Origin of the sequence: Nocardia acididurans (assembly GCF_016741815.1) — a bacterium.
GTDB classification, from domain to species: Bacteria; Actinomycetota; Actinomycetes; order Mycobacteriales; family Mycobacteriaceae; genus Nocardia; species Nocardia acididurans.
The window spans coordinates 94,228-110,981 of record NZ_JAERRJ010000004.1 but is presented as its reverse complement, the minus strand read 5'-3'; the positions used below and the strand labels follow the sequence as shown (position 1 = coordinate 110,981).

15 protein-coding genes are annotated in these 16,754 nt (G+C 68.5%); 11 read left to right on the top strand and 4 right to left on the bottom strand.

The window, feature by feature from the left end; translation table 11 throughout:
- Positions 1-53 precede the first annotated feature (53 nt).
- On the top strand, positions 54-794 hold the full coding sequence (locus tag JK358_RS11285; protein WP_201946524.1) for an LppX_LprAFG lipoprotein: 741 nt from the start codon (positions 54-56) through the stop codon (positions 792-794).
- On the opposite strand, the gene amaB is transcribed toward JK358_RS11285, so the two are convergent.
- Positions 745-2,274 carry an L-piperidine-6-carboxylate dehydrogenase gene (amaB, locus tag JK358_RS11280; protein WP_201946521.1) on the bottom strand — a complete coding sequence of 510 codons (1,530 nt, stop codon included), beginning with the start codon at positions 2,272-2,274 and terminating at the stop codon, positions 745-747. The two genes, JK358_RS11285 and amaB, sit on opposite strands and share 50 nt — an antisense overlap.
- Positions 2,275-2,332: 58 nt before the next feature.
- On the opposite strand from amaB, the gene JK358_RS11275 reads away from it, so the two are divergent.
- The 5 genes from JK358_RS11275 to JK358_RS11255 all read left to right on the top strand — a co-directional run bounded on the left by JK358_RS11275 (position 2,333) and on the right by JK358_RS11255 (position 7,342).
- Positions 2,333-2,785, top strand: coding sequence for an Lrp/AsnC family transcriptional regulator (locus tag JK358_RS11275; RefSeq protein ID WP_067720610.1), 453 nt, complete (start codon positions 2,333-2,335; stop codon positions 2,783-2,785).
- Positions 2,786-2,849: 64 nt separating this feature from the next.
- On the top strand, positions 2,850-4,187 hold the full coding sequence (gene lat, locus JK358_RS11270; RefSeq protein ID WP_201946519.1) for an L-lysine 6-transaminase: 1,338 nt from the start codon (positions 2,850-2,852) through the stop codon (positions 4,185-4,187).
- Positions 4,188-4,472: 285 nt separating this feature from the next.
- Positions 4,473-6,110 (top strand): acyl-CoA carboxylase subunit beta, encoded by a 1,638-nt coding sequence (locus JK358_RS11265; RefSeq protein ID WP_201946517.1) that lies wholly within the window; start codon positions 4,473-4,475, stop codon positions 6,108-6,110.
- 217 nt (positions 6,111-6,327) lie between these two features.
- Positions 6,328-6,645 carry an acyl-CoA carboxylase subunit epsilon gene (locus JK358_RS11260; protein ID WP_201947265.1) on the top strand — a complete coding sequence of 106 codons (318 nt, stop codon included), beginning with the start codon at positions 6,328-6,330 and terminating at the stop codon, positions 6,643-6,645.
- A gap of 46 nt (positions 6,646-6,691) precedes the next feature.
- Positions 6,692-7,342 carry a Maf family protein gene (locus JK358_RS11255; RefSeq protein ID WP_201946515.1) on the top strand — a complete coding sequence of 217 codons (651 nt, stop codon included), beginning with the start codon at positions 6,692-6,694 and terminating at the stop codon, positions 7,340-7,342.
- On the opposite strand, the gene JK358_RS11250 is transcribed toward JK358_RS11255, so the two are convergent.
- On the bottom strand, positions 7,268-8,041 hold the full coding sequence (locus JK358_RS11250; protein WP_201946513.1) for a helix-turn-helix transcriptional regulator: 774 nt from the start codon (positions 8,039-8,041) through the stop codon (positions 7,268-7,270). The genes JK358_RS11255 and JK358_RS11250 overlap by 75 nt on opposite strands.
- 165 nt (positions 8,042-8,206) lie before the next feature.
- Here JK358_RS11250 and JK358_RS11245 point away from each other — a divergent pair, with 165 nt between their 5' ends.
- A complete protein-coding gene (locus JK358_RS11245) occupies positions 8,207-9,109 on the top strand; it encodes a sulfurtransferase (protein WP_201947263.1) in 903 nt (300 codons plus the stop codon).
- A 150-nt stretch (positions 9,110-9,259) separates the two neighbouring features.
- Entirely contained in the window at positions 9,260-11,059 is a 1,800-nt protein-coding gene (locus JK358_RS11240; protein WP_201946511.1) for an ATP-binding protein, read from the top strand.
- 73 nt (positions 11,060-11,132) lie between these two features.
- Here JK358_RS11240 and JK358_RS11235 read toward each other — a convergent pair whose 3' ends face one another.
- Entirely contained in the window at positions 11,133-12,857 is a 1,725-nt protein-coding gene (locus JK358_RS11235) for a serine/threonine-protein kinase (RefSeq protein ID WP_201946508.1), read from the bottom strand.
- A 251-nt stretch (positions 12,858-13,108) separates the two neighbouring features.
- On the opposite strand from JK358_RS11235, the gene JK358_RS11230 reads away from it, so the two are divergent.
- The 3 genes from JK358_RS11230 to JK358_RS11220 all read left to right on the top strand — a co-directional run bounded on the left by JK358_RS11230 (position 13,109) and on the right by JK358_RS11220 (position 15,010).
- Complete coding sequence (locus JK358_RS11230; protein WP_201946506.1) at positions 13,109-13,516, top strand: DUF1707 SHOCT-like domain-containing protein; 408 nt, start codon at positions 13,109-13,111, stop codon at positions 13,514-13,516.
- A complete protein-coding gene (locus JK358_RS11225) occupies positions 13,517-13,861 on the top strand; it encodes a hypothetical protein (protein WP_201946504.1) in 345 nt (114 codons plus the stop codon).
- A 348-nt stretch (positions 13,862-14,209) separates the two neighbouring features.
- A complete protein-coding gene (locus tag JK358_RS11220; protein WP_201946502.1) occupies positions 14,210-15,010 on the top strand; it encodes a biotin--[acetyl-CoA-carboxylase] ligase in 801 nt (266 codons plus the stop codon).
- Positions 15,011-15,098: 88 nt separating this feature from the next.
- Here JK358_RS11220 and JK358_RS11215 read toward each other — a convergent pair whose 3' ends face one another.
- Entirely contained in the window at positions 15,099-16,718 is a 1,620-nt protein-coding gene (locus JK358_RS11215) for a serine/threonine-protein kinase (protein ID WP_201946500.1), read from the bottom strand.
- Positions 16,719-16,754: the final 36 nt, after the last annotated feature.

Sequence of the window (16,754 nt, the reverse complement as noted above, 5' to 3'; positions counted from 1 at the left end):
CTGGCCGTGCGCGCGGGCGGTGGGTACCGTCTCAGGCAGTGAGGGGAGGCGCGATGAGGCGACGGCCCGAATGGATTCGGCGGGCACTGCTGGTGGTCGGTCTGACGGTGATCGTCGCGGCCTGCGGTGACGGCTCGGGAGGACTGCCCGACGCCGGACTGATCATGCGCGACGCGGCGATCGCGAGCAGGCATATGAAATCCGCGCATATCGTGCTGCGGGCCGACGGCACGGTGCCCGGATTCCCGTTCCAGCGAGTGGAAGCGGATGTATCCGCGGCGGACGGCGCCGCGAACGGTTCGGCGGCAACACCTTTCGGGCAGACCGTCGACTTCGTCCGGCGTGACGGCGTGATGTACAGCCGTGAACCGGACGGCGGGGAGCGGGCGCTGCCCACCGGCGCGACGCCACCGGACCTCGGAACCGGCGTCATCGCCCGGCTGCTCGGCGAACTACAGGATCCGCGCACGGTGGAACGCGGGGAGTTCGACGGGACCGACGCCTTCCTGATCCGGGCGCGGGTGCCCGCCGAAACCGTGGCGGCACTGCTGCCCACGGCGAATACCGAGGCCACGCTGTCGACCTGGGTTCGGGTGCGGGGCGTGCGCGCACCGTTGCGGACCACACTGGAGTTCCCGGGCGGCGGCAGCCTGCACATCCAGGTGTCGCGGTCCACCGCACCGGCGAAAACCACTACCGAACAGCGGCGACCCTGCGCCGCACCACGAACTGACAGGTCGGGTGCTACTCGAACCGAATTCCTTGGGCCAGAGGGAGATCGGGCGAATAGTTGACGGTGTTGGTGGCCCGCCGCATGTACGCCTTCCACGAGTCGGAGCCGGATTCGCGCCCGCCGCCGGTCTGTTTCTCACCGCCGAACGCGCCGCCGATCTCCGCGCCGGAGGTGCCGATGTTCACGTTGGCGATACCGCAGTCGGAGCCGTCCGCGGCCAGGAAGCGTTCGGCCTCGCGCTGGTCCTGGGTGAAGATCGACGACGAAAGCCCCTGCGGGACACCGTTGTGCAGCTCGATGGCGGCGTCCAGGTCGTGATAGGTGAGCACGTACAGGATGGGCGCGAAGGTCTCCTCGCGGACCACGGCGGTCTGCGCGGGCATCCGGATCAGCGCCGGGCGCACGTAGTAGGCATCGTCGCCGAAACCCTCGACACGCTCACCGCCGCAGATCAATTCGCCCCCGGCGGCCAGGGCGCGCCCGATGGCGTCCCGCATGGCCGTGTACGACCGGCCGTTGATCAGCGGGCCCACCAGCACGCCGTCGTCCAGCGGATTGCCCACGGGCAGTTGACGGTATGCCTTGGCGATGCGATCCACCAGCGGCCCCACCACGTCCACATGCGTGATGAGCCGGCGCAAGGTGGTGCAGCGCTGACCCGCCGTGCCCGCCGCCGCGAAAACGATTCCCCGCGAAGCCAGGTCGAGATCGGCGGAGGGCGTCACCACCGCCGCGTTGTTACCGCCCAGTTCGAGCAGGCAGCGCCCGAACCTGGCCGCCACGCGCGGGGCCACGATCGCGCCCATCCGCACCGATCCCGTGGCGCTGACGAGGGCCACGCGCGGATCGTCCACCAGCCGGGAACCCACCTCGGCGTCACCCTGGATCAGTTGGTGCACTTCGGGATCCAGTCCGACGTCGCGGGCCGCGCGGCGCAGCAGACTGTGGCAGGCGTGTGCGGTCAGCGGTGTCGCCTCCGACGGTTTCCACACCACCGTGTCACCGCACACCAGCGCGAGCGCGGTATTCCACGCCCACACCGCCACCGGGAAGTTGAAGGCCGAGATCACGCCGACCACGCCCAGCGGATGCCAGGTCTCCATGAGCCGGTGACCGGGCCGTTCGGACGGCATCGTCCTGCCGTAGAGCTGGCGCGAGAGACCCACCGCGAACTCGCAGATGTCGATCATCTCCTGGACTTCGCCGCGCGCCTCCGCGCCGATCTTGCCTGCCTCGAGGGTGACCAGTTCGCCCAGATCGTCGAGGTGGGCGGTCAGCAGTTCGGACAGTCTGCGCACCACCGCCGCCCGCCGCGGCGCGGGCACCACGCGCCAGGCGTGAAATGCGGTGGCGGCCCGGCTGATTGCGGCGTCGGCCTCGTCGAGCGAGGTCGGCCGCAGCGTGGCCAGTTCGCCGCCGGTGATCGGCGTGCGCACCGACAGCGCGCCCGGTGCGGGCGGTTCCGCGCCGAGGTTGCGCAGCAATTCCTCGGTGCGGGTCCGTAGTTCACGGGTGTTGCGTTCGCTCAGTGCGGAAGTCATAACAGCTCCCAGGCTAGGTTCCGACCACGAGTTGGTTTCGCTGCGTTAGCCTTCGCTGATGGCGGATACACCGGCGAAACCCGTACTCGACGACATCGATCGACTGCTGATCCGTGAGCTGATTGCCGATGGTCGCGCCACACTCTCGAATCTGGCCGAGAAGGCCAACCTATCGGTGTCCGCGGTGCAATCACGAGTGCGGCGTCTCGAGGCGCGTGGCGTGATTCGCGGCTACACGGCGAACGTCGATCCGGAAGCCCTGGGGCAGATGCTGTCGGCATTCGTCGCGATCACTCCTCTCGACCCGTCGCAGCCCGATGACGCACCCGCACTACTGCAGCACATTCCGGGCATCGAGGCCTGCCATTCGGTGGCGGGGGACGAGAGCTACATGCTGCTGGTGCGCGTGGCCTCCCCCCGGCATCTGGAGCAGCTGCTGCAGGAGATCCGAGCGACCGCGAACGTCAGGACCCGAAGCACGATCATTCTGCAGACATTCTATGACAAATAGGCTTGTTTCGTAATTAGTTCGGCAGTTGCGCACGAAACCGTAAATTTTCATTTACGCTGGGGTGGTGACCCTCGATCCCGATCGGCTGAGGGCGGTTGCCGAAACGAAGCTGGTCACCCCCGCCCGGGTGCATGAAATCCTTGCCGCGAGCATTCTTGCCGACGGCTTCGACCTCGTACTCGACCTACGAAAGTCGCACGGTCGCAGGCTGGTAGACGCCCGCGACGGCACGGCATACCTGGATATGTTCGGCTTCTTCGCCTCCTCGGCGCTGGGCATGAACCATCCGGCCCTGCTCAGCGACAAGCGCTTCCTCTCCCACCTCACCGAGGCGGCGCTCAACAAACCCAGCAACTCCGACGTCTACACCGTCGAAATGGCCAGGTTCGTCGAGACTTTCGCGCGCGTGCTCGGTGACCCCCGGCTACCGCACCTGTTCTTCATCGACGGCGGCGGACTCGCCGTGGAGAACGCGCTCAAGGCGGCCTTCGACTGGAAGTCCCGGCACAATGAAATGCACGGGCGCGCACCGGAACTCGGCACCAAGGTGCTGCACCTCACCGGCGCGTTCCACGGCCGCACCGGGTACACGCTCTCGCTCACCAACACCGATCCGGTGAAGACCGCGCGCTTCCCCAAGTTCGACTGGCCGCGCATCGACACGCCGTACCTCACCGAGGGGCGCGACATCGAGGCCGCCGAACGGCAGGCACTCGACCAAGCCGCGCGCGCCTTCGCCGAAAACCCCTACGACATAGCGTGTTTCATAGCCGAGCCGATCCAGGGCGAGGGCGGGGACCGGCATATGCGGCCGGAATTCCTGCAGGCCATGCAGCGCCTGTGCCACGAGAACGACGCCCTGTTCATCCTCGACGAGGTGCAGACCGGCGTAGCGATGACCGGAACCCTCTGGGCCTACCAGCAACTCGGCCTGGAACCCGACATCGTGGCCTTCGGCAAGAAGACCCAGGTGTGCGGCATCATGGCCGGCGGCCGCATCGACGAGGTGCCCGACAACGTCTTCCACGTCAGCTCCCGGCTCAACTCCACCTGGGGCGGCAACCTCACCGACATGGTGCGCTCACGCCGCGTCCTCGAGGTGATCGAGCACGAACATCTCGCATCCCGCGCCGCCGACCTCGGCTCGTACCTGCTCGCCCAGCTGACCGAACTGGCGCAGGCGCACCCTGAGGTCACCGACCCGCGCGGCCGCGGCCTCATGTGCGCGGTGAATCTCGAGTCGGCCGCCGCCCGCGACAAGGTGGTCACCCGGCTCCGGGAACAGGAGCGGGTGCTCATCCTCGGCACAGGGGAGCGGGGCATCCGATTCCGGCCACCGCTCACCGTCACCGGGGACGAGATCGACGAGGCGATCGCCGCGCTCGAACGCGTGCTCGGCTGACCGAAGGCGGCCGAATGCCGGGCGGCGCGAAACCCCTTCGCGCCGCCCGGCATTCGCCGGCGGGCCGATGGGCCCGGCGCTCAATCCGGAGGGCTCGCGACACCGGCGAGTCACCGTTACGCCAGGGTGAGAAATCTTCCCCTATTTTCTGTAGGGGTCCTACAGAAACGTCCCGGAATAGTCCCTCTACCAGGCGATTTTTACTGGCGATCAGCCAATAACTGTACTCGTGAGTAGCCCCTGCGGGATTACAAATGCCCTCTGGTACTGGTTACACTCCCCGTCATGACGAGTGTCCAGCAGCAGCCTTCGCCGGGGTCGGCGGGCGCCCCAGATATCCACACCACCGCCGGCAAGCTGGCTGACCTGCGCAATCGGCTGGATGAGGCCAAGCACCCCATGGGTGAGGCCGCGGTCGACAAGGTGCACGCCAAGGGCAAGATGACCGCGCGCGAGCGCATCCTCGCCCTGCTGGACGAAGGTTCGTTCGTCGAACTCGACGCGCTGGCGCGGCACCGCAGCGTGAACTTCGGCCTGGAGAACCAGCGCCCGCTGGGCGACGGCGTCGTCACCGGCTACGGCACCATCGACGGCCGCGACGTCTGCATCTTCTCCCAGGACGTCACCGTCTTCGGCGGCTCGCTCGGCGAGGTCTACGGCGAGAAGATCGTCAAGGTCATGGACCTGGCGCTCAAGACCGGCCGCCCGCTCGTCGGCATCAACGAGGGCGCGGGCGCGCGCATCCAGGAGGGCGTCGTCTCCCTGGGCCTCTACGGCGAGATCTTCCACCGCAACATCCAGGCCTCCGGCGTGATCCCGCAGATCTCGCTCATCATGGGCCCGGCCGCCGGCGGCCACGTGTACTCGCCCGCGCTGACCGACTTCGTGGTCATGGTCGACCAGACCTCGCAGATGTTCGTCACCGGCCCCGACGTGATCAAGACCGTCACCGGTGAAGAGGTCACCATGGAGGAGCTGGGCGGCGCCCACACCCACATGGTGAAATCCGGTGTGGCGCACTATGTCGCGTCGGGCGAGCAGGACGCCCTCGACTACGTGCGCGATCTGCTGAGCTACCTGCCCAGCAACAACCGCGCCGAGGCGCCGCGCTTCCCGGCCACCGCCGCCGCGGGCGCCATCGAGGAGACCCTCACCGAGGCCGATCTGGAACTCGACGAGATCGTCCCGGATTCGCCGAACCAGCCGTACGACATGCACGAGGTCATCAAGCGCCTGGTGGACGACGAGGAGTTCCTCGAGGTTCAGGCCGAGCGCGCGATGAACATCATCGTCGGCTTCGCCCGCATCGACGGCCGCAGCGTCGGCTTCGTGGCCAACCAGCCCTCGCAGTTCGCGGGCTGCCTGGACATCGACGCCTCGGAGAAGGCCGCGCGCTTCGTGCGCACCTGCGACGCCTTCAACGTTCCGATCATCACGCTGGTGGATGTGCCGGGCTTCCTGCCGGGCACGGGCCAGGAATACAACGGCATCATCCGTCGTGGCGCGAAGCTGCTGTATGCCTACGGCGAGGCCACTGTGGGCAAAATCACCATCATCACCCGCAAGGCCTACGGCGGCGCGTACGACGTCATGGGCTCCAAGCACATGGGCGCGGATGTGAACCTGGCGTGGCCGACGGCTCAGATCGCCGTCATGGGCGCGTCCGGGGCGGTCGGTTTCGTCTACCGCAAGCAGCTGCAGCAGGCCGCGGCCGAGGGCAACGACGTCGACACCCTGCGCCTCGAGCTGCAGAACGAGTACGAGGACACCCTCGTGAACCCGTACGTCGCCGCCGAACGCGGATACGTCGACGCGGTCATCCCGCCGTCGCACACCCGCGGCCAGATCGTCTCGGCGCTGCGTCTGCTCGAGCGGAAGATGGTCTCGCTGCCCCCGAAGAAGCACGGCAACATTCCGCTCTGAATCAGCGATATGCGCGGTGTGAGGCGCACACTGGCAAGTGAGACAGTGACTCGTACCGCGCACGATCGCCTCATCCGAGCAAAGATGGTAAGAATCGACCCTCGCACTCAGGGGTCGTAACGAATACCGTTTGCGGATCCGACGGAAATGCAGGGTCCGCAGACCAAGCCGCGTGGACCCGCGGCGATTGGACAGGAGGACTGGCGCTGTGACGACCATGGCTGATGAAGAGGTATTGCGCGCCGCCGAACTGGATCTAGCCGTCGATGACGAACTCGCGGTCGCAGTCGATACCGCCGTCGCCGAGGCCGAGGCGCCCAGCGCGGGGCCGGCCATTCAGATCCTCAAGGGCAATCCGACCGACCTGGAGCTCGCCGCACTCGTCGCCGTCTTCGCGGCCGCCTCGGCCTCCGCGTCCGGCGCGGTGGTCGACAACGGCCCGGCCGACAACTGGGGTCGCCCGACCCTGCTGCACCGCGGCACCACTCCGTTCTCTCCCTACGCCTTCCCCGGGCTCTCACACCTGCGCGACTAGCTTCCCCGCGGCCCCTGCGGGTGGCCCACCTTCGTAGACTGCGTCCGTGACGATCTTCGTACTCGGATCCCAGTCCCCGGCCCGGCTCGGCGTCCTGCGTAACGCGGGGGTCGAGCCGGTTGTCGTTGTCTCCCAGGTGGACGAGGACGCGGTGGCCGCGGCGCTACCCGCCGGGACGACTCCGGATCAGGTGGTGGTGGAGCTGGCGCGGGCCAAGGCGCTCGATGTGGCTGCCGCGCTGGCCGCCGGGCCCGATGCCGCCGTGTACGCCGATTCCGTTGTGGTGGGCTGTGATTCGATGCTGCTCGTGGACGGGGTACTGCAGGGCAAGCCGCTGACCGCCGATGTGGCGCGGGCGCGCTGGGCGCAGATGGCGGGGCGCAGTGCGGATCTGCTCACCGGGCATTGCGTGCTGCGGGTGCGGGACGCCGCGGTGGTGGCCGAATCGTCCGATTGCAGTTCCACCACAGTGCATTTCGCCAAGCCGGAGCCCGACGAGCTGGAGGCCTACATCGCCACGGCGGAACCGCTGCAGGTGGCGGGAGCCTTCACCCTGGACGGCCGGGGCGGCTGGTTCGTGGACCGCATCGACGGCGACCCGTCGAGCGTCATCGGGATCGGGCTACCGCTGGTTCGTCGCCTGCTTGCCGACGTGGGGGTCGGCATTGCGCAGCTGTGGAGCGATACGGCTCGTTGAGGGCGCCAGCCGGGGTGCGGCGGACTCCTCGGCCTCGTCCACCCCGGGCACGGCCGGGGCGTGCGCCTTGAGCAGTTCCAGCCGGGCCACGCACAGTTCGGGTTCCACGAACGGGTGCAGGCGGACGTTGACCTGATCGCGTCCGCCGTTGCGGTCCAGCACCTCTCGCATGAGGCCCAGGTGCACGCCGCACACCACCTCGGAGTGCGTGCGCGCGAGTTCGCGCAGCGGGCAGGCGGTCATGCGGATCATGACCTGCTCGTCGGTTTCCCCGTTGTGATCGCGTTCGGGCGCGAAGCCGAGTTCCGACATGAGCGTGACCGTGAGGTCCTTGGCGTCCTCGAGCGATTCGATCGGTTGATCCACCGATTCCAGTTTCGAGCCCCAGGTGCGCCCGGCCGCGACGGCGGCATCGGAGCGCCTGCGCGGATCGCTGCCCAGCTGATCGGCGAGGACCTGCGCCAAATCCTGATAGCCCACCGATCGCTGTACGGCGGTATATCCGATTCGGGGTCGGCCGCGGCCGCGTGGGGGCTGCTGGAATTGCCGCACCAGTGATTCTCGGGTGAGGACATCCAAATGGAAACGCACCGTCGTCACATGTTGACCGGTGACGCGGGCCAGTTCCTGGGCATCGAGAGGCTCACTGGCGCCGCGTAGGATCGCGAGCAGTCGCCGCCGCGGCCAAGAATCGGACATAGCTCACCCCTCCTCTCCGGAGACTTTATCGGATGAAGCTGCGCTTAATTCGCCCAATCACCCGATTCGTGATCTGAAACGAGTTTCGTAACCACCACATGCCTACGATCGGTGTTGAGATTCGAACATCCAATACCCAACCCACCACGCGTGAAGGACCACACCGTGCCCGTCGCCCCGGATCCGCATTCCACGTTCGGCTCCTATGCACATCCTGATCGACTAGTAACCACAGAGTGGCTGTCTGCAAACATCGGCGCGCCGGGACTCAAGATCATCGAGTCCAACGAAGACATATTGCTATACGACATCGGGCATGTCCCGGGTGCGGTCAAGATCGATTGGCGAACCGAGCTCATCGACCCGCGCACTCGTGACGTGATCGACGGCGAGCGCTTCGCCGGCCTCATGCGCGCCAAGGGTGTCGAGCGCGATGACACCGTTGTCCTCTACGGAGACAAGTACAACAGCACCGCCGCGGCGACGCTCTGGGTGTTCGCCCTTTTCGGCCACCAGGATGTGCGCCTGCTCGACGGCGGCCGCGACGCCTGGATCTCCGAGGGCCGCGACACCGCCTTCGAAGTCCCCTACATCACCGGTCCCGGCGAATACCCGATCGTCGATCGCGACGACAAGATCGCCCGCGCCTTCCGCGAGGACGTGGTGGCCCAGCTCGGCGGCCCGCTGGTCGACGTGCGCGTATTCGAGGAGTACACGGGCGAACTCGTGGAAATCGAGCGCGCCGACGAACAGGCCCTGCGCTCCGGCCACATCCCCACCGCCGTGAACATCCCCTGGACCTCCTCGGTCGGCCCGGACTCCCGTTTCCGGCCGCGCGCCGAACTCGACGTCATCTACGGCGGGGTCGCCGACGGCGGCGCCCCGATCGTCTACGCCCGCATCGGTGAGCGCTCCGCGCACTGCTGGTTCGTGCTGACGCATTTGCTCGGTGTGGCCGGTGTGCGCAATTACGACGGCTCCTGGACCGAATGGGCCAATCTGGTGGGCGCTCCCATCGTCACCGGCGAGGAGCCCGGCGCGGTGCCCGCGATCGCGTCCCGGTCGTAACGAGGACGCGTGGAATACCGGTATGAGAGGGTCACAGGGCAGCCAAACGGGTTGCCCCCTACTCTCGGGTAGCCCTAGCCCGGTTCGGCGCTTGTTGGCAGACTGCCTACACTCGCCCAAGACGAAAGTTTTCAGAGCACAGGAGGCTCAGTGCCCAACCATGCCAACGCGCAGATCACAAAGGTCCTCGTAGCCAACCGAGGCGAGATCGCCGTGCGCGTGATCCGGGCCGCCAAGGACGCCGGCATCGCGAGTGTCGCCGTCTACGCCGAGCCCGATGCCGACGCGCCGTTCGTGAAGCTCGCCGACGAAGCCTTCGCCCTCGGCGGCCAGACCTCCGCCGAGTCGTACCTCGTGTTCGACAAGATCCTCGACGCCGCCGCCAAGGCCGGCGCGGACGCCATCCACCCCGGCTACGGCTTCCTCTCCGAGAACGCCGATTTCGCGCAGGCCGTACTGGACGCGGGCCTGATCTGGATCGGCCCCTCCCCGCAGTCCATCCGCGATCTGGGTGACAAGGTCACCGCCCGCCACATCGCCGAGCGGGCCCAGGCCCCCATGGCCGCGGGCACCAAGGATCCGGTCAAGAACGCCGACGAGGTCGTCGCGTTCGCCAAGGAGTACGGCGTCCCGGTGGCCATCAAGGCCGCCTTCGGTGGTGGCGGTCGCGGCATGAAGGTCGCGCACACCATCGAGGAGATCCCGGAGCTGTTCGAGTCCGCCACCCGTGAGGCCATCGCCGCCTTCGGTCGCGGTGAATGCTTCGTGGAGCAGTACCTGGACAAGGCCCGCCACGTCGAGGCGCAGGTCATCGCCGACAAGCACGGCAACGTGGTCGTCGCGGGCACCCGCGACTGCTCGCTGCAGCGCCGCTTCCAGAAGCTCGTCGAGGAGGCCCCCGCGCCGTTCCTGTCCGACGAGGTGCGCTCCAAGATCCACGAGTCCGCCAAGCGGATCTGCAAGGAAGCCGGTTACTACGGCGCGGGCACCGTGGAGTACCTGGTGCAGGGCGAGACCGTCTCCTTCCTCGAGGTGAACACCCGCCTGCAGGTGGAGCACCCGGTCACCGAGGAGACCGCGGGCATCGACCTGGTGCGCCAGCAGTTCCGCATCGCCGAGGGCCACGAGCTCTCCATCAAGGAGGATCCGACCCCGCGCGGCCACTCCTTCGAATTCCGCATCAACGGTGAGGACGCCGGTCGCGGCTTCTTGCCCGCCCCCGGCCCGGTCGTCGTCTACAAGGAGCCTGCGGGCCCGGGTGTGCGCGTCGACTCCGGTGTGGTCGAAGGCTCGGTCATCGGCGGCCAGTTCGACTCCATGCTGGCCAAGCTGATCGTCACCGGCGAAACCCGCGACCAGGCGCTGCAGCGTGCCGCCCGCGCTCTCGCCGAGTACCAGATCGAGGGCCTGGCAACGGTTCTCCCGTTCCACCGCCACATCGTCGAGAACCCCGCGTTCATCGGTGACGGCACCAAGTTCGACGTCTACACCAAGTGGATCGAGAACGAGTGGGACAACCCCATCGAGCCCTACACCGGTGGCGTGGCCATCGAAGAGGACGAAGAGGCTCCCCGCCAGAAGGTGGTCGTCGAGGTCGGCGGCCGTCGGCTCGAGGTCTCCCTGCCCGGCCAGTTCTCGGTCGGCGCGGGCGCTGCCGGTAACGGCGCGGCCGCGGGCGTCGTCCGCAAGAAGCCGAAGGCGCGCAAGCGCGGCGGCGGCGCGGGTGGCGCTGCCTCCGGTGACGCCGTGACCGCACCCATGCAGGGCACTGTCGTCAAGGTCGCCGTCGAAGAGGGGCAGACCGTCGAGGCCGGCGACCTGGTCGTCGTGCTCGAGGCCATGAAGATGGAGAACCCGGTCACCGCGCACAAGGCCGGTGTCATCACCGGTCTCGCGGTGGAGGCCGGTGCGGCCATCACCCAGGGCACCGTGCTCGCCGAGATCAAATAGGTCGCAGCTCAGCAGCAGGCCGTCACCTTCGGGTGGCGGCCTGTTCTGCTGTGCGGGAACGAGTTTCGCGTGGTCAGCGCAGGCCGAGGGTGATGCCGTTGCCGGTGTCGAGGTGGCTCGGCACGACATCGGGGGCGATCTCGAACACCAGCGTGGTGGTGTGGGTCGCGCCGGGGTCGAGTCGCTCGGTGAAGTCGGTGCTGCCCCGGTAGTAGACGCCGTACTGGTTGCCCGCGGTGTCGTAGAGCTTCGTGACGGCGCCGGCGAACCACTGCTGTTTCCAGTCGAGGTTCGTGACCCGCAGGGTGACCGAGACGAACGAGCCGCCGGTGGTGTAGCCGTCGATTGTTCTGATGCCGGTGCGGACATCGGTGACGGTGTACTCGAATTCGTTTCCGCCCACACCGCTTCCGCGTACGGCGGTGCCGGGTGGGGGCGGCGGTGTGCTCGACGTCGGGGTGGCCGGTCCGAAGGTGGGCAGGATCAGGGTGGGCAGGACCAGCGTGCGGGCGGAAGGTCGATCGGTGGTGCTCGCGCCCGGTTCGGCCCCGCCCGGAGCGCCGAGCGGCGCGGTGGTTCCCAGGGGGCCGCCGCCGCGCAGGGCGGTGCCGATCAGCAGCGCCCCGATGAGGACGACGATCGCGGCGGAGATACCCGCGGCAAGTTTCCAGGTCGCGGTCCGGTCCGGTTCCGTGCCGGGCCACCGCGTGAATGTGTCAGGCGCAGAGCCGGTTGCAGCCCGAGTGGGGGTAGGGCCGACCGTGGCTTCCGTTCGAGTAGGGGCGGGTGCGGACGTGGTTTCGATCCGAGTGGGGGCGGGTGCGGACGTGGTTTCGATCCGAGTGGGGGCGGGTGCGGACGTGGTTTCGATCCGAGTGGGGGCGGGTGCGGACGTAGTTTCCACCCGCGCGGGTGCCGGACCGGCACCCGGCACGATGACGGTGGAGGCCGATGCCGTCGAGGTGTCGCGGGCGGGCTTGGCCCGCGCCAGGGTGAGCGCCGCGTCGGCCGTCGCCGCGAATTCGGCCGCGCTCGCATAGCGCCGGGCCGGGTCCTTGGCCATCCCGTGCGCGACGATCGCGTCCAGTGCGGTGGGGACGGCGGGATTCACCGCGCTGGGTCGCGGCGGTTCGCGGACCAGGTGCGCGTGCATGAGTTCGGCCGGTTGCGGATCGCCGAACGGTCTTCTGCCGGTGAGGCATTCGTAGAGCACGCAGGCGAGTGAGTAGATGTCGGAGCGGGCGTCCACAGTGCCGGAGAAGCGTTCCGGGGCCATGTAGGCGAGGGTGCCGATGGCGGAACCGGTTGCGGTGAAGGTGGTTTCGTCGGTGGCGCGGGCGGTGCCGAAGTCGATGAGGTAGGCGTGGCCGGTGCGGTCGATGAGGATATTGGCGGGTTTGACGTCGCGGTGGATGAGCCCGGCGCGGTGCATGGCGTCCAATCCGGATGCCACCCGGGTGAGGTGGCCGAGGGCGATCTCGGGCGGCTGCGCGCCGTCGCGGGCGAGGGTGCGGGCCAGGTCGATGCCGTCGATGTAGGCCATGGCGAGGTAGAGGCGGCCGTCGTGTTCGCCGAATCCGTGGATCGGGACCAGATGCGGATCGTGGAGCCGGGTCCCGAGCTCCGCCTCCCGTTCGAAGCGCCGTCGATAGTCCGCGTCGGTGGTGAAGTCGGTGCGCAGGACTTTGAGCGCCACCGTCCGCTCGGCGCTGTCGTCGTAGGCCAGCCAGACCTCGCCCATGCCGCCCCGGCCGAGTAGTCGTTTCAGCCGGTAATGCCCGAATGTTCCGGCCTCCATGGCCACCCCCTGTCTGCGGACGCGGTGGGCGGCCTTCGCGCGCGCCGATACCGTGCTGTCCGTAGCTGACCAACACCCTAGAACCGGTCTCGCGCGGACGACAGTGTGCGTCGCGCCACCCGGTCCCGGCCGCGCGGGCGGGCCGGGGATGCTTCGTGTCGCGGGCGGGTGCGAAGTACGTATTCGTGCGGGTCGGCCCGTACGTCTCGCGGCGGACGCGGGTGTAACCGGGGCGCGCTAAGGTCGTTCGTATGGCTGAACTACCGGACATTCGCATCGGTACCGCGGAGCGGGAGGACGCGATGAAGCGGCTGTCCGATCACTTCGCGGCGGGGCGGTTGAGTGTCGCGGAGTTCGATGAGCGCAGCGGTGTGGTGAATGCCGCGGTGACGCGCGGTGATCTGGCGCAGGTGTTCACGGATCTGCCGGAACCGGTGGTGGAGAAGGCTGTTCCGGCTGTGCGGAAGCGGCGGTCGATGGCGGTGCCGCAGCGGTTCGCGCCGGCGGTGCCGATTCTGGCGGTGCTGTTGTTCGCACTGACGCATCAGTGGTGGGTGTTCCTGTTGATCCCGCTGGCCTTCATGTTCCTGTTCGGCGGTGGGCCGGGGCGGGAGCGCGGGCGGCGGGAGCGGCGGCGTGATCGTGGAGATGAGGAGTAGATGGAGCCGATCGAGATCAATGCGGGCAGTTGGTATCTGCGGGCGTTGCGGGCGGATGAGCGCATCGATGATCGGCCCGCGCTGGCGGACGGCGGCATCACCGATCCCGAGTATGTGACGCGACGGAACTCGGAATGGGCTGACGAGACCCACTTCTCGTGGGCGGTGTGCGTACCGACCACCGCCGAGATGGTGGCCGAGATCGGCGTGACGCCCGGTAGCGACGGCACCGCGGCGGTAACGGGGTGGGCGCGCGACGGGTACACCGAGGCGCTCGAGGACGGTCTGGTGACGGTGCGGCGGTTCACCGCCGGAGCGCTGGGGCTGGAACCCCGCGACGCGTAGCCGGATCTGTCCGGTCCGGACTGCGTATCGCACCGCGAAAACACCTATCTACCTGCATATTCTGCTTCGCTCGGCGCGAAAAGCAGTCGCGCTCGCACCGGTTCCCGGGGACCCTGGAGGGGCATCCGGAAACCGAAGGTAGGGGAGCGGTTATGTGGGGCTGGAGTAGATATCTGACGGATCGCGCCGAGGCCGCGGCGTTCACGACGTGGCGGACGAGCGATCCCGCACCGACGATTCTCGACCCGGAGGACTGGGCCGAGCGCACCGAGAACATCGAGAGCACGGACGGCTCCTCCATGGATGCCGTCGGCGAAACCGTAGCGGCCGGTGGCGTAGATTGCGAGGATGGACAGGGCAGCCTTGGACGTGGAGCGGCTGCGGCGCAGCGTCGCCGAGTCAGCGGAGTCTCGCTTCTTCACCGGGATCGACGTGGTGGAATCGACGGGGTCGACGAACGCGGATCTGGTTGCGCGAGCGGCGGATCCGGAGACGGACCGGCTGGCACTGATCGCGGAGGAACAGCAGCGCGGCCGGGGCCGGCACGAGCGCACCTGGGTGAGCCCGCCCCGGGCACAGCTGGCCATGTCCGTGCTGACGCGAGTACGCGGCATAGACCCGGCCGTGCTGGGCTGGCTCCCACTCTTGACGGGCGTCGCCGTCGTTGACGCCGTGCGCACGGTCGCGGGGGTGAAGGCAGTTCTCAAGTGGCCCAATGATGTTCTCGTCGAGGGCCGCAAACTGTCCGGCATCCTGGCCGAGATCGCGGCCACCGCCCCCGACCCCGCCGTGGTGGTCGGCATCGGCCTCAATGTCAGCCTCACCGAGGCCGAACTCCCGGTTCCGCACGCCACCTCCCTCACCCTGTCGGGTGCCGCGGAGGTCGACCGCACCGACCTGGCCGCCGCCATCCTCACCGAATTCGCCCGCCGCTTCACCGCCTGGGAAGCGGCCGGCTGGGATATCGCCGATCTGTCCGCCGCCTACCGCGACCGCTGCTCCACCCTCGGCGCACAGGTCCGCGCCGAACTCCCGGGCGGCGAAGTCCTCACCGGCACCGCCACCGGCATCGACCAGCACGGCCGCCTCCTGCTCGGCGACCGTTCCGTCTCGGCCGGCGACGTCACCCACCTCCGCGCCGAATACTGACGGCGGCGGCTTCATCCGCCGGCGCGCCGAATACTGACGGCGGGGTTATCCATCTGCGCGTGGAATATCGACAGCGGCGTCATCCGCCTCAGCGTGGCGTCCAGGTGGGCGGTCCAGAGTTCCCGTCTCCCTGGCCGCCGCCGTTGCCTCCACCATCGTTGGCGTTCCCGTGACCGCTGTTGCCGTTCGGGCCGCTGTTGTCGTTGCCGGAGGGCCGTTCTCCGGGCTGGAGCCCCGGGAACGTCGGGATCGTCAGCTGACCGGGCGCGGTCGGGGGCACCGTGGCATTCGGCTGGGTCGTTGCCGGTGGGGTGGTGGCAGGCGGCGCGGTGGTCTCCTGCCCAGCGGTGGTGGTGGGCCCCGAGTTCCGGGGTGCCTCGGGCTGTGCCGAATCAGGCTGAGCGGGTTGCGGATTCGGCTCGGCGCTGGTCGCGGCGCGGCTCGACGTTCCCGGCGGGGTGGTCTCGGATTCCCCGGATCCCGGTCCGCCCGCCGGTGACTGCTGGCTCGGCTGGGGGTGGGTGGGCACGTCCCCTCCGGTGAGTCCGGTCAGCCAGGCCGTGCCTCCCGCCGCCGCCAGCAGCGCGATGATCACCAGCGCGATGGCCACTCGCCGGGGGACGACGGGCGCGGCGCTTCGGGACTCCGGGCCGCGGGTAACCGCGTCACGCACGGGGATGACCGGCGCTCTGGTCTCCTTCCACCGTCGCCGGGCTGCCGGAACAGCCTCGCCCTCAGCAGGTTTCGTCGCATGACCGGTGTGTGAGCCGACCGCTGGAATCGCATCCGTCTGTCTGGTTTCGAGGCGGGTCGCGGCGACTTCCGTGAAGGGTTTGGTGGGTTCACCGGTCGCCGCGCCCTGGGCCGCCGCTGCGGCCGGGCCGACAGCGCCGGTGCCCGAGAAGAGCGCCCGCCGGGCGTCGGCACTGAACTCGCCCGCGGTGGCGTACCGCTGGTCCGGCTTCTTGGCCATACCGCGGCAGATCACCTCGTCGAGCGCTTGGGGCACAGTCGATTGCGCGGCGCTGGCGCGCGGCGGGTCCTCGGTGAGGTGGGCGTGCATCTGCCGGGCCGGGTCCAGGGCGGTGAAAGGTCTTCGCCCGGTGAGGCATTCGTAGAGCACGCAGGCGAGGGAGTAGATGTCGGATCGGGCCGTGGCGGAGCCGGTGAATCGTTCGGGGGCCATGTAGGCGGGTGTGCCGATCACCATGCCGGACAGGGTGATCGCGGATTGCCCGCTGCGGTGGGCGGTGCCGAAGTCGATGAGGTAGGCGAATCTGTTGCGGGTCAACAGGATGTTGGAGGGTTTGACGTCGCGGTGGATGAGCCCGGCCCGGTGCGCTTCGTCCAGGGCCGTGGCCGCCTGCGCGACGATGTCGACGGCCAGGGGCGGCGGCATGGGTCCGCTGCGGCGCAGGACGAGCCCGAGGTCGGTGCCGTCCACGAATTGCATATCGATGAACAGTCGCCCGTCCTGTTCACCGAAGTTGTGGATGGGCAGGATGTGCCGCCCGCGTAGTCTGGCGGCGGCGCGGGCCTCGCGTTGGAATCGCTCTCGATACGCGGGATCGGCCACCAGGTCGGGTGCGAGCACCTTCAGGGCCACCGTCCGGTCGGTATTGCTGTCGTGTGCGCGCCACACCTGCCCGGAACCGCCACTGCCGATGGGCGATTCCAGGCGGTATCGGCCGAACCACCTGTCCCCCATGAGAATGCCTTTCCGCCGGGCCCCTTCTCATGGGGA